This is a genomic window from Pseudomonas phoenicis, from assembly GCF_047302395.1.
Taxonomy (GTDB): domain Bacteria; phylum Pseudomonadota; class Gammaproteobacteria; order Pseudomonadales; family Pseudomonadaceae; genus Aquipseudomonas.
In genome coordinates, this window is sequence record NZ_CP154852.1 from 1,835,862 (window position 1) to 1,849,803 (window position 13,942).

The following is a 13,942-nucleotide window of genomic DNA, read 5'->3' on the forward strand; positions in this document are numbered from 1 at the left end:
TCAAGTGTTGGAGTTGTCGATCTTGATGGTCGGGTCCGCGCCGCTGATCAGCGAGTTGATGGACGTGTTCGACCAGTTGACACCTTCGAGCTTGATCGACACATCGGCGTTGGCCAGGCCCCCTGCCGCGTTGAGCTTGCCGTCGCTGCTGATCTGCAAGGTCGACTCCCCTCCGACCGTGGTGATCTTCAGATAGTTGTCGATGGTGCTGCCACGCTCGCCCTGCAGCAAGTCGCTGAGGTCGAGGCGATCGCCTTCGCTAGGTTTGAAGTCCTTGATCACGTCGTTGCCGACGTCGCCGGATTTCCACACGAAGGTATCGGCGCCCGAACCACCGCTGAGGATATCGTCGCCCTTGCCGCCCACCAACACATCGTTGCCGCTGCCACCGAACAGCATGTCATTGCCTTCGCCGCCGTAGAGGGTATCGTTGCCGCTGCCGCCGAGCAGAATATCGTTGCCCTTGCCGCCGTCCAACGTGTCATCGCCGCCTTGGCCGAAGATCAGGTCGTTGCCGGCGCCACCCATGAGGGTGTCGTTGCCGTCGCTGCTGCGCGAGACGTCGAACTCGGTGTAATGCTCGGACACGTATTGGTGCATCATCCGCGCATCCACATCGCCTGCGTCCACGCCCAGCTTGTTGGCCACGTAGTTCTGAATGGCCTCCACGCCCGAACCTGGGATCGAATCGAAGCTCACCAAGTCGCCGAAGATGATGTCGTTGCCGTCACCACCGTTGACCTGGTCGTTGCCCGGCTGGATCACCTCGGTATGGCCGAGGATGGCATCGGCGAGCTTGCTCGAGTCGATGTTGTATTGCGGCACGCCATCGGTGTCGTACTTGGCCAGATCGCTGGCCTTGAGTTCTGGCCCAAGGCCGATCGCCTCCACCGAGCTCAGCGCCGCGAGCAGCTTGTAGCCTTCCAGCGAGTTGCTCAAGGTGGCGTCATTGGTGCTGCTACCGGCACCTGCACGGGTCGACAGCTCGTAACCACCGTTGCCTTCGGCGCGAACCATGCCCGTGGTCACGTTGCTCCAACGATAACCGAACCAAGTCAAGACAAGCGTTTGCGCAACCAAGTTGCCGCTACTGTCGATCGAAACCCGGTTGCTGGAATCGAGTTGATAGTTCGTGACTGTATTGCCTGCCTTGTAGCTGATGGTGGACAGGAAGGAATCCAGCGTGACCGAGCTGTTCGCCAGCGTCGGGTTACCCTGCTCCCCAGTCTGGTAGTAGGTCGGCTGTCCGTCGGTGATGAAGAAGGTCTGGTTGGTACCGGTGCTGCCCGCATCCTTGAGGTTCTGGAACCAGTTGGCGGTGGTCTTGAACGCATCTTCGTAGTTAGTGCCGCCATCGGAACTCAAGGTCTGCAGGGCTGTGAGCAGGGTCTGCAGGCCGGCGTCGTTGAGTTTCACCGCAACGGTGCTCTTCACCTGTGTGGCGAAGTCCACCAGCAGGACGTTCACGGTGCCCGACAGGTCGCCCTTGACGCTTGCGGCCAAGGTCTGGAACACCGACTTCAATGACGCTTGGGCATCCGACACGCCTTTGCTACCCATGCTCCCCGACGTGTCGACCACGAAGGCAAGGTTGTAGTCCTTGCCCTTGACCACGTGCAGACCAGTGACATCCGACACGATGATGTCGCTGGCAACGGTACCGGTGCCCACATCGTTGCCGGCGCTGAGGTTGCTGGTGGCATAGGTGTCCGGGTACACGGTGACCTTCAACGAGCCCTCGGTGGTCGCAGTGCTGCCGCCAACGCTTTCGCTGGAGACCGACGTCACCTTCACGTCGAACTGACCGTAGTAGTAGGCCGGTGGCTTGATGACCAGGCTGGCCATGTTCCACCCGCTGACGTCCACGGCGGTCGCGCCCACGGTCAGGCTGTGGCCTGCGTTGTCGCTGACCACGGAGCCGGCCGGGATACCGCTGAGTTTGACCGACAGGGTTTCCGAACCGTCGGTGTCGGTCAGCGTACTGGTGATGCCGACCAGTTTGACGCTGCCGTTCTCCGGCCCTTCGTTGAGCTTGTAGCCGTCGTAGTAGCCCTGGCCGCTGCTGCCGTGCAGGTCCGAAACGCTGACGCCTGCGTTGATCAGCGCGGTGACGTTCTGGTACATCGGCACCGCAGCGCTGTTCAAGTCACCGGCCGTGCCGTTGCCGACCTTGACGTTGATGTCGTAGCTGCCCGGACCTGCCTGGTTGGCGTGGTAGATCTCCACGGTGTAGTAGCCGTTGGTGGTCGGGGTGTAGCTGCCCGACACCGTGCCGCCGCCGCCCCAGGTCGAAGTGACCACGTTCTTGCCGCCAATGGTGACCAACACGCTGTCGTCGGCCACGCCGCTGAAGGTGTAGGTCTTGCCGGCTTCCAGGTAGATCAGGCCCGACGTTTTCGAGCCGGTGTTGGGGCTGACGTTGGCATCGGACTGCACGTTGGTGACGGACTCGCTTTTGCTCGCCGCACCGGAGTTGGCGAACACGGTTTTCAACGCGTCGCCCGTGATGCCGTTGCCGTTGGTGCCCAGGCCGTTGAGGCTGTTCCACGTCTCTTTGGTCAGGCCCAGCGAATTGACGTTGTTGGTACCGATGCTGAGGGTCGGCGCGTCGGCAACCGGTGTGATGTCGACTTTCAGCGTGGCTTCGCTGCCCGGGGTGATGCCGTCGGTAGGCTTGAACTTGACCTGCGCGTAGTCCGCCTGCTTGTTGCCGACGCCGCTGCCGCCGTAGGCGTCCACACCCGACTGGTTGGCCAGCGGCACGAACTTGAGCTTGCCGGCGGCGATGTCGGCCTGGCTGATGGTCTGGTTCAGCGTCACGTTTACCCAGGCGGTGCCGTTGTTGTATTTCAGGCTGCCCAGGTCAGGCAGTTTGGTGATGGTCACACCCAGGCTCGACACCGGGCTGTCGACGTCGCTGACGTTGAAGTTGCTCCAGGTCAGCACCAGGTCGGTGTCTTCGATGCCGGTGACGGCGCCGCCGGCCGAGACCGGTGCGTCGTTGACCGCGATGACGTTGACCGTGGTGGTGGCGGTGTTGGAGACGTTGACGCCGTCGGTCACGGTGACGGTGATCACGCGCGGTGTGGTGCTCGGGTCCTCGCTGGAGTTGTAGAACGAGATGTTCTTGATCGCCTGGGCATAGTCGGCCAGCGAAGCGTTGCCGCTCAGGGTCAACACCACCTTGCCGTCGGTGCTGCTGGCGCTGATGGTGATGCCGTTGACGCTGTTGCCCAGGTTGAGTGCGTCGCCTGCCTGGCGGTTGGTCAGCGTAATGGTCGCGCCGGTCAACTGGGTGCTGTCGAAATCGGTGATCGAAAGGTCGACATCGCCGATCGACACACCACTGGCCTGGTTCTCGGTGAAGGTGACCTGATAGTCGCCGCCGGTCTTGCCACTGGAGTCGTTGGCGTCCAGATCCAGCACCGGTGCCGGCTCGAACAGTTGCGTCGTGACGCTGCCCGCGGTGCCGCTGACCACCAAACCTTCGAAGTTGCCGCCCGTGGTGGAGTCGACCTTGACCGTGAAGGTCTCGGTGCCTTCGGTGATGTTGTCCTTGATGGTCGGCACGCTGAAGGTGGCCTGGGTACTGCCGGCCTTGATCACCACCGAGGCAACGCCCACGTAGTCGGCGCCGTTGGTAGCGGTGCCACTGTAACTGAGCTTGACCGTGACATCGGTCTGCGGCGCGTTGCTCAGGGTCAGCGTGTAGGTCGCGTTGTTGCCCTCGGCGACCTGGCTGCTGCCAGTGATGCTCAGCGTGGTGTTGTTGATCGTGTCGGTCACCGAGGTCACGGCCGGGGTGCTGACGTAGGTCAGGTTCTCGAAGTTGCCACCTGTGGCATTGGTGATCTGGGCGCTGACGGTGGAAGCACCGATGTACACGTCGTCCGCCGGGGCCGCGACGGTTACGCTGCCGCTGCTCTGGTTGGCGGCGATGGTGATGGTCTGGCCGTTGCTGAGGGTGACCGTCACAGGGGTGCCGGCCGGGTTGCTCAGGGAAGCGGTATAGACGATCGAACCACCCTCGGCCACGGTCGGCGTCGCGCTCAGGGTGAGCGTGGTGGTGTCTTGCACATCGGTGACGGTAGTGGTGGTGATCGCCTTGTTGGCCACCAGATTTTCGTAGTTGCCGCCGCTCACGGTGCTGATGCTGTTGGTGACAGGCGCGTGGCCTTGGTAGACATCGTTGCTGACCGGCGTGCTGACGGTGCCCGAGCTCTGGCCGACGGCAATGGTGATGGTTTCGCCGTTGGCGAGTTTCACCACGACAGGCGTGCCGGTGACTGGGGCGCTGACGGTCGCGGTGTAGACGACCGAGCCGCCTTCGGCGACCGATGGGGTAGCAGTTAGGGTTACGGTCGAAGTGTCGACTACGTCGGTGACGGTGGTCGTTACAGCGGCTTTGTTAGCGACGAGGTTTTCGTAGTTGCCGCCAGAGACGCTGCTGATGTTGTTGGTGACAGCGGCGTGACCGACATACACGTCGTTAGTGACCGGGGTCGTGGCAGTGCCGGAGCTCTGGCCGACTGCAATGGTAATGGTCTCGCCATTGGCGAGTTTCACCACGACAGGCGTGCCGGTAACCGGTGCGCTGACGCTAGCGGTGTAGACGATCGAGCCACCTTCGGCGACCGATGGGGTGGCGGTCAGGGTTACGGTCGAAGTGTCGACCGTGTCGGTCACGGCCGTGGTCACGTTGCCTTGGGTCGCGATCAGGCTTTCGTAGTTGCCTCCCGCGACGTTGCTGATGCTGTTGGTGACAGCAGCATGGCCGACGTAAACATCATTAGTGACCGGGGTCATGACGGTGCCGGAGCTCTGGCCAACGGCAATGGTGATGGTTTCGCCATTGGTGAGTTTCACCACAACCGGGGAGCCGGTCACCGGCGCGCTGACGCTGGCGGTGTAAACGATCGAACCGCCTTCGGCTACCGACGGGGTAGCAGTCAGGGTCACGGTCGAAGTATCGACTGTGTCAGTGACTGTGGTGGTTACAGCGCCCTGATTAGCAACCAAGTTTTCGTAATTACCACCCGACACCGTAGCGATGTTGTTGGTTACAGCAGCATGGCCCACATAGACGTCGTTGCTAACCGGAGTCGTGGCGGTGCCGGAGCTCTGGCCAACGGCGATGGTGATGGTTTCGCCATTGGTGAGTTTCACCACAACCGGGGAGCCGGTCACCGGCGCGCTAACGCTGGCGGTGTAAACGATCGAACCGCCTTCGGCTACCGATGGGGTGGCGGTCAGGGTCACGGTTGAAATATCGATTGTGTCAGTGACTGCGGTGGTTACAGTGCCCTGATTAGCGACGAGGCTTTCGTAGTTGCCGCCCGAGACGTTGCTAATGCTGTTGGTGACAGCAGCATGGCCAACGTACACATCGTTAGTAACTGGTGTGGTGGCAGTGCCGGAACTCTGGCCAACGGCGATGGTAATGGTTTCGCCATTGGCGAGTTTTACCACAACCGGAGAGCCAGTTACCGGGGCGCTGACGCTGGCGGTGTAAACGATCGAACCGCCTTCGGCTACCGACGGGGTAGCGGTCAGGGTCACGGTCGAAGTATCGACTGTGTCAGTGACTGTGGTGGTTACAGCGCCCTGATTAGCAACCAAGTTTTCGTAATTACCACCCGACACCGTAGCGATGTTGTTGGTTACAGCAGCATGGCCCACATAGACGTCGTTGCTAACCGGAGTCGTGGCAGTGCCGGAGCTCTGGCCGACAGCGATGGTGATGGTCTCGCCGTTGGCGAGTTTCACCACAACCGGGGAACCAGTTGCCGGAGCGCTGACACTAGCGGTGTAAACGATCGAGCCACCTTCGGCGACCGATGGGGTGGCGGTCAGGGTTACGGTCGAAGTGTCGACTGTGTCAGTGACTGCGGTGGTTACAGTGCCCTGATTAGCGACGAGGCTCTCGTAGTTGCCGCCCGAGACGTTGCTGATGCTGTTGGTGACAGCAGCATGGCCAACGTACACATCGTTAGTAACTGGTGTGGTGGCAGTGCCGGAACTCTGGCCAACAGCAATGGTGATGGTCTCGCCATTGGCGAGTTTCACCACAACCGGAGAGCCAGTCACCGGCGCGCTGACGCTGGCGGTGTAAACGATCGAACCGCCTTCGGCTACCGACGGAGTAGCGGTCAGGGTCACGGTCGAAGTATCGACTGTGTCAGTGACTGCGGTGGTTACAGTGCCCTGATTAGCGACGAGGCTCTCGTAGTTGCCGCCCGAGACGTTGCTAATGCTGTTGGTCACAGCAGCATGGCCAACGTACACATCGTTAGTAACTGGTGTGGTGGCAGTGCCGGAACTCTGGCCGACGGCGATGGTGATGGTCTCGCCGTTAGCGAGTTTCACCACAACCGGGGAGCCGGTCACCGGCGCGCTAATGCTGGCTGTGTAAACGATCGAACCGCCTTCGGCTACCGACGGAGTAGCGGTCAGGGTCACGGTCGAAGTATCGACTGTGTCAGTGATTGTGGTGGTTACAGCGCCCTGATTAGCAACCAAGTTTTCGTAATTACCACCCGACACCGTAGCGATGTTGTTGGTTACAGCAGCATGGCCCACATAGACGTCGTTGCTAACCGGAGTCGTGGCAGTGCCGGAGCTCTGGCCAACAGCAATGGTGATGGTCTCGCCATTGGCGAGTTTCACCACAACCGGAGAGCCAGTTACCGGCGCGCTGACGCTGGCGGTGTAAACGATCGAACCGCCTTCGGCTACCGACGGAGTAGCGGTCAGGGTCACGGTCGAGGTGTCGACTGTGTCAGTAACAGTGGTCGTTACAGCACCCTGATTAGCGACGAGGCTTTCGTAGTTGCCTCCTGAGACGTTGCTGATGCTGTTGGTGACAGCAGCATGGCCAACGTACACATCGTTAGTAACTGGTGTAGTAGCAGTGCCGGAACTCTGGCCGACCGCAATGGTAATGGTCTCGCCGTTAGCGAGTTTCACCACGACAGGCGTGCCGGTAACCGGAGCGCTGACGCTAGCGGTGTAAACGATCGAGCCACCTTCAGCTACCGATGGGGTGGCGGTCAGGGTCACGGTCGAATTATCGACCGTGTCGGTCACGGTCGTGGTCACGTTGCCTTGAGTCGCGACCAGGTTTTCGTAGTTGCCACCCGAGACGTTGCTGATGCTGTTAGTCACAGCAGCATGGCCGACATAAACATCATTAGTGACCGGAGTCGTGGCGGTGCCAGAGCTCTGGCCGACGGCGATGGTGATGATTTCGCCGTTGGCGAGTTTGACTACGACAGGCGTGCCGGTAACCGGAGCGCTGACGCTGGCGGTGTAAACGATCGAGCCACCTTCAGCTACCGATGGGGTAGCGGTCAGGGTCACGGTCGAATTATCGACCGTGTCGGTCACGGTCGTGGTCACGTTGCCTTGGGTCGCGACCAGGTTTTCGTAGTTGCCACCCGAGACGTTGCTGATGCTGTTAGTCACAGCAGCATGGCCGACATAAACATCATTAGTGACCGGAGTCGTGGCAGTGCCGGAGCTCTGGCCGACGGCGATAGTGATGGTTTCGCCGTTGGCGAGTTTGACCACGACTGGGGAGCCGGTAACCGGTGCGCTGACGCTGGCGGTGTAGACGATCGAGCCACCTTCGGCGACCGACGGGGTAGCGGTCAGGGTCACGGTCGAAGTATCGACTGTGTCAGTGACTGTGGTCGTTACAGCACCCTGGTTAGCAACCAAGTTCTCGTAGTTGCCGCCTGAGACTGTGGTGATGTTGTTGGCGACGGCGGTGTGGCCCACATAGACGTCGTTGCTAACCGGGGTCGTGGCAGTGCCGGAGCTCTGGCCGACGGCGATGGTGATGGTTTCGCCGTTGGCGAGTTTCACCACAACCGGGGAGCCGGTAACCGGTGCGCTGACACTGGCGGTGTAAACGATCGAGCCACCTTCAGCTACCGATGGGGTGGCGGTCAGGGTCACGGTCGAATTATCGACCGTGTCGGTCACGGTCGTGGTCACGTTGCCTTGGGTCGCGACCAGGTTTTCGTAGTTGCCACCCGAGACGTTGCTGATGCTGTTAGTCACAGCAGCATGGCCGACATAAACATCATTAGTGACCGGAGTCGTGGCAGTGCCGGAGCTCTGGCCGACGGCGATAGTGATGGTTTCGCCGTTGGCGAGTTTGACCACGACTGGGGAGCCGGTAACCGGTGCGCTGACGCTGGCGGTGTAGACGATCGAGCCACCTTCGGCGACCGACGGGGTAGCGGTCAGGGTCACGGTCGAAGTATCGACTGTGTCAGTGACTGTGGTCGTTACAGCACCCTGGTTAGCAACCAAGTTCTCGTAGTTGCCGCCTGAGACTGTGGTGATGTTGTTGGCGATGGCGGTGTGGCCTACATAGACGTCGTTGCTAACCGGAGTCGTGGCGGTGCCAGAGCTCTGGCCGACGGCGATGGTGATGGTCTCGCCGTTAGCGAGTTTCACCACGACAGGCGTGCCGGTAACCGGTGCGCTGACGCTGGCGGTGTAAACGATCGAGCCACCTTCAGCTACCGATGGGGTGGCGGTCAGGGTCACGGTCGAATTATCGACCGTGTCGGTCACGGTCGTGGTCACGTTGCCTTGAGTCGCGACCAGGTTTTCGTAGTTGCCACCCGAGACGTTGCTGATGCTGTTAGTCACAGCAGCATGGCCGACATAAACATCATTAGTGACCGGAGTCGTGGCGGTGCCAGAGCTCTGGCCGACGGCGATGGTGATGATTTCGCCGTTGGCGAGTTTGACTACGACAGGCGTGCCGGTAACCGGAGCGCTGACGCTGGCGGTGTAAACGATCGAGCCACCTTCAGCTACCGATGGGGTAGCGGTCAGGGTCACGGTCGAATTATCGACCGTGTCGGTCACGGTCGTGGTCACGTTGCCTTGGGTCGCGACCAGGTTTTCGTAGTTGCCACCCGAGACGTTGCTGATGCTGTTAGTCACAGCAGCATGGCCGACATAAACATCATTAGTGACCGGAGTCGTGGCAGTGCCGGAGCTCTGGCCGACGGCGATAGTGATGGTTTCGCCGTTGGCGAGTTTGACCACGACTGGGGAGCCGGTAACCGGTGCGCTGACGCTGGCGGTGTAGACGATCGAGCCACCTTCGGCGACCGACGGGGTAGCGGTCAGGGTCACGGTCGAAGTATCGACTGTGTCAGTGACTGTGGTCGTTACAGCACCCTGGTTAGCAACCAAGTTCTCGTAGTTGCCGCCTGAGACTGTGGTGATGTTGTTGGCGACGGCGGTGTGGCCCACATAGACGTCGTTGCTAACCGGGGTCGTGGCAGTGCCGGAGCTCTGGCCGACGGCGATGGTGATGGTTTCGCCGTTGGCGAGTTTCACCACAACCGGGGAGCCGGTAACCGGTGCGCTGACACTGGCGGTGTAAACGATCGAGCCACCTTCAGCTACCGATGGGGTGGCGGTCAGGGTCACGGTCGAATTATCGACCGTGTCGGTCACGGTCGTGGTCACGTTGCCTTGGGTCGCGACCAGGTTTTCGTAGTTGCCACCCGAGACGTTGCTGATGCTGTTAGTCACAGCAGCATGGCCGACATAAACATCATTAGTGACCGGAGTCGTGGCGGTGCCAGAGCTCTGGCCGACGGCGATGGTGATGATTTCGCCGTTGGCGAGTTTGACTACGACAGGCGTGCCGGTAACCGGAGCGCTGACGCTGGCGGTGTAAACGATCGAGCCACCTTCAGCTACCGATGGGGTGGCGGTCAGGGTCACGGTCGAATTATCGACCGTGTCGGTCACGGTCGTGGTCACGTTGCCTTGGGTCGCGACCAGGTTTTCGTAGTTGCCACCCGAGACGTTGCTGATGCTGTTAGTCACAGCAGCATGGCCGACATAAACATCATTAGTGACCGGAGTCGTGGCAGTGCCGGAGCTCTGTCCGACGGCGATAGTGATGGTTTCGCCGTTGGCGAGTTTGACCACGACTGGGGAGCCGGTAACCGGTGCGCTGACGCTGGCGGTGTAGACGATCGAGCCACCTTCGGCGACCGACGGGGTAGCGGTCAGGGTCACGGTCGAGGTGTCGACTGTATCGGTCACGGTCGTGGTCACGTTGCCTTGGGTCGCGACCAGGTTTTCGTAGTTGCCACCCGAGACGTTGCTGATGCTGTTGGTGACAGCAGCATGGCCCACATAGACGTCGTTGCTAACCGGAGTCGTGGCAGTGCCGGAGCTCTGGTCGACGGCAATGGTGATGGTCTCGCCATTGGCGAGCTTGACCACGACCGGGCTACCAGTAACTGGTGCATTAACGCTCGCGGTGTAGGTAATCGAGCCGCCTTCAGCAACAGACGGGGTCGCCGTCAGAGTTACAGTAGTCGTGTCCTGTACGTCGGTGACTTGCGTGGTGACCGGTGCCTGATTAGCTACCAAGTTCTCGTAGCTGCCGCCCGATACGGTGGTGATATTTGCCGTGACAGGTGCGTGGCCTTGGTAGACGTCATTACTTACTGGAGTGTTAACCGTGCCCGAAGTCTGGCCGACCGCGATGGTGATGCTCTGACCATTGCTCAGCGTGACCACTACCGGCGAGACAGTTACAGGCGAAGCGACAGTCGCGGTGTAGACGATCGTGCCGCCTTCAGCGACGGATGGGGTGGCCGACAGCACCACAGCGGTGGTGTCTTGAACATCAGTAACGGTTGTGGTGACCGGTGTTTGATCGGCGGCCAGGTTTTCGTAGTTGCCACCCGAGACGCTAGCGATGCTGTTATCGACCGGCGCATGGCCTTGATAGACATCGTTGCTGACCGGAGTCGTAACGGTCCCCGCGCTTTGACCGACGGCAATGGTAATGGTCTCGCCATTGGCGAGCTTGACCACGACCGGGCTTCCAGTAACCGGTGCATTGACGCTGGCGGTGTAAGTGATCGAGCCGCCTTCGGCAACGGACGGTGTTGCTGTCAGCGTTAAGGTAGTGGTATCGATCGTATCGGTAACAGCGGTAGTGACGGCCGCTGGATTAGCTACCAAGTTCTCGTAGCTGCCGCCCGATACGGTGGTGATATTTGCCGTGACAGGTGCGTGGCCCTGATAAACGTCGTTGCTAACCGGAGTGTTGACGGTACCGGAGGTCTGGCCAACCGCGATGGTGATGTTTTGACCGTTGCTCAGGGTGACCACTACTGGCGACCCAGTTACAGGCGAAGCGACAGTCGCGGTATAGACGATGGTGCCGCCTTCGGCGACCGAAGGGGTAGCCGACAACACTACGGTGGTGGTGTCCTGAACATCGGTAACTTGTGTAATGACTGGTGCTTGGTTAGCTACCAAGTTCTCATAGTTGCCACCGGCGACATTGGTAATGTTGGCGGTTACTGGGTCATGACCTTGGTAGACGTCATTGCTGACCGGGGTATCAACGGTACCGGAAGTCTGGCCAACCGCAATGGTGATGCTCTGGCCGTTACTCAGCGTGACGACTACTGGCGAGTCGGTTACAGGCGAAGCGACGGTTGCGGTGTAGACGATCGTGCCGCCTTCGGCGACCGATGGGGTGGCCGAGAGCACCACGGTAGTGGTGTCTTGAACATCAGTGACCTGCGTAGTGACTGGCGCTTGGTTGGCCACCAAATTTTCGAAGTTGCCGCCGGAAACGTTAGTGATGTTAGCGGTTACCGGGGCGTGGCCTTGGTAAACATCGTTGTTAACCGGCGTGCTGACACTACCTGAAGTCTGACCAGTCGCGATGGTGATGCTCTGACCATTGCTCAGCGCGACCACTACTGGCGAACCAGTTACAGGCGAAGCGACAGTCGCGGTGTAGACGATCGTACCGCCTTCGGCGACCGACGGGGTGGCCGACAACACCACGGTAGTGGTGTCCTGAACATCAGTGACCTGCGTAGTAACTGGCGCTTGGTTGGCTACTAGGTTTTCGTAGTTGCCGCCTGAAACGCTAGCGATGCTGTTATCTACAGGCGCATGACCTTGGTAGACATCGTTGCTGACCGGAGTCGTGACGGTCCCCGCGCTTTGACCCACAGCAATAGTAATGGTCTCGCCATTGGCAAGTTTGACCACGACCGGGCTACCGGTAACCGGTGCATTAACGCTCGCGGTGTAGGTAATCGAGCCGCCTTCAGCAACAGACGGAGTCGCCGTCAGAGTTACAGTAGTCGTGTCCTGTACGTCGGTGACTTGCGTGGTGACCGGTGCCTGATTAGCTACCAGGTTCTCGTAGCTGCCGCCCGATACGGTCGTGATGTTTGCCGTGACAGGTGCGTGGCCCTGATAAACGTCATTACTTACTGGAGTGTTAACCGTGCCAGAAGTCTGACCGACTGCGATGGTAATGCTCTGACCATTGCTCAGCGTGACCACTACTGGCGAACCAGTTACAGGCGAAGCGACAGTCGCGGTGTAGACGATGGTGCCGCCTTCAGCGACGGATGGGGTGGCCGACAGCACCACAGTAGTGGTGTCTTGAACATCGCTAACGGTTGTAGTGACTGGGGTTTGATCGGCGTTCAGGTTTTCGTAGTTGCCACCCGAGACACTAGCGATGCTGTTATCAACCGGCGCATGGCCTTGGTAGACATCATTGCTGACCGGAGTCGTGACGGTCCCCGCACTTTGACCGACGGCAATGGTGATGGTCTCGCCATTGGCAAGTTTGACCACGACTGGGCTACCAGTAACGGGTGCATTGACGCTGGCGGTGTAGGTGATCGAGCCGCCTTCGACAACGGACGGGGTTGCCGTCAGGGTTACGGTAGTAGTGTCTTGGACATCGGTCACTTGTGTAGTAACCGTTGCAGGATTTGCTTCTAGGTTCTCAAAATTGCCGCCGGAAACACTGGTGATGTTGGTAGTTACCGGAGCGTGACCCTGATAAACATCGTTGCTAACCGGAGTGTTGACGGTACCGGAAGCCTGGCCGACTGCGATGGTGATGCTCTGACCATTGCTCAGCGTGACCACTACCGGCGAGCCAGTTACAGGCGAAGCGACGGTCGCGGTGTAGACGATCGTGCCGCCTTCGGCAACCGACGGGGTCGCTGTCAGAGTTACAGTAGTCGTGTCCTGTACGTCGGTGACTTGCGTGGTGACCGGTGCCTGATTAGCTACCAGGTTCTCGTAGCTGCCGCCCGATACGGTGGTGATGTTTGCCGTAACAGGTGCGTGGCCCTGATAAACGTCATTGCTTACTGGAGTGTTAACCGTGCCAGAGGTCTGGCCTACTGCGATGGTAATGCTCTGACCATTGCTCAGCGTGACCACTACTGGCGAACCAGTTACAGGCGAAGCGACAGTCGCGGTGTAGACGATGGTGCCGCCTTCAGCGACGGATGGGGTGGCCGACAGCACCACAGTAGTGGTGTCTTGAACATCGGTAACGGTCGTGGTGACTGGGGTTTGATCGGCGTTCAGGTTTTCGTAGTTGCCACCCGAGACGCTAGCGATGCTGTTATCAACCGGCGCATGGCCTTGGTAGACATCATTGCTGACCGGAGTCGTGACGGTCCCCGCACTTTGACCGACGGCAATGGTGATGGTCTCGCCATTGGCGAGCTTGACCACGACTGGGCTACCGGTAACCGGTGCATTAACGCTGGCGGTGTAGGTGATCGATCCGCCTTCAGCAACAAACGGGGTCGCCGTCAGGGTTACGGTAGTCGTGTCCTGTACGTCGGTGACTTGCGTGGTGACCGGTGCCTGATTAGCTACCAAGTTCTCGTAGCTGCCGCCCGATACGGTGGTGATGTTTGCCGTAACAGGTGCGTGGCCTTGGTAGACGTCATTACTTACTGGAGTGTTAACCGTGCCCGAAGTCTGGCCGACCGCGATGGTGATGCTCTGACCATTGCTCAGCGTGACCACTACCGGCGAGACAGTTACAGGTGAAGCGACGGTTGCGGTGTAGACGATCGTGCCGCCTTCGGCGACCGACGGG

The 13,942-nt window shown here is 60.0% G+C and carries 1 protein-coding gene (running past one end of the window); it reads right to left on the reverse strand.

What is annotated here, in order from left to right:
- Nucleotides 1–13,942, reverse strand: partial view of an immunoglobulin-like domain-containing protein gene (locus AA0Z93_RS08315; RefSeq protein ID WP_413398573.1) — the 3' end only. 18,725 nt of this gene lie beyond the right edge of the window; the window shows 13,942 of its 32,667 coding nt (coding positions 18,726–32,667); the start codon falls outside the window, past its right edge; its stop codon occupies nt 1–3.